This window comes from Bartonella sp. AD328YNZD (assembly GCF_042196425.1).
In genome coordinates, this window is the sequence record NZ_JBHIQG010000562.1 from 1 (window position 1) to 1,071 (window position 1,071).

At 39.1% G+C, this 1,071-nt stretch carries 1 protein-coding gene; it reads right to left on the bottom strand.

The window, feature by feature from the left end:
• Window positions 1–17: 17 nt before the first annotated feature.
• The coding region (locus ACFIO3_RS13685) for an autotransporter outer membrane beta-barrel domain-containing protein (RefSeq protein WP_375704645.1) at window positions 18–1,071 on the bottom strand (1,054 nt) is incomplete at its 5' end.

Below are 1,071 nucleotides of genomic sequence, written 5' to 3' on the forward strand. Positions count from 1 at the left end.
AAAAAATAACCATATCGTTAGAAACTATAGCGTACACCTAAAATACCCTGAAAGGACTGTTTTGTTTTATGTCCTTTAACATAATGGGCCTCACCATATAACTTTAACTTCTCACTCACAAAACTGCTTAAACCTAATCCTAACTTACCTGCATTGCCCGATAAGTCCGTGGTAAATGGATGACGTTGATTAATTAACGTTTGATTGTCATCTTTATTCTCACGCAACCATGCTGCTGTAATATACGCAAACGATGAGGAATCCATGTGAGAACCAAATTCATATCCTAAAGATAAGCCAACCTCACTGCGTAATGAAGTAAATGGACGCATGTCACCTGTCATGCCATTCGATAACTTGATTTCTTTACCCTCAACACGCAACCATGTAAATTGTCCATAAGGCTGCAACCAACTGTTCTTTGACGTCTTAAGTCGATAACCAGCTTCAAAGGAAGTTCCCAATGCCCTTTGAGTATATGTTCCTTCAATCTCTAAACCATTCGTTGAAACGGCTTTTAGAGTATTTTGATAATGATTGTATTTTAAAATACCATCGAGATACCATCCACTATGATCAAAATAAGTGACATAAGCGCCAATACCATAAGTATTGATTCCACTGTTACCCCCCCGTGCATGCGCAACACGGGCACGATCATAACTGCCAAAACCACCTATATAAAACTCTCCATTTTCCCACTCGCTTAAACCATTGATCCCCAAAACGATACCGGTCTGATCCAGTTTAAAATCTATATGCTCTGTCGCAATGCTCTCTTTAGATTTAATCGCATAAGTCCATAAAGCTGCATTCTTTTTACTTTTATCTAGAACTCCTCTTCCCGCACGTACGGTTTGCATTTCATTGTGAAAAACCAACACTGGAGCCACAGACATAGACAATACCGCATCTGTAGAGGGAGTGGTCAAAAAGTGAGAAACTGAAAACGTCTCGCTTAATTGTGAAGAAGGTTGTTCTTTATGAACTGCACGCACAATCATTTGATCGGCTAAAGAGTGAGAAGATTCTGAAACAGCAGTTTGTTGTTTTTCATCAGAAAGAGGATGA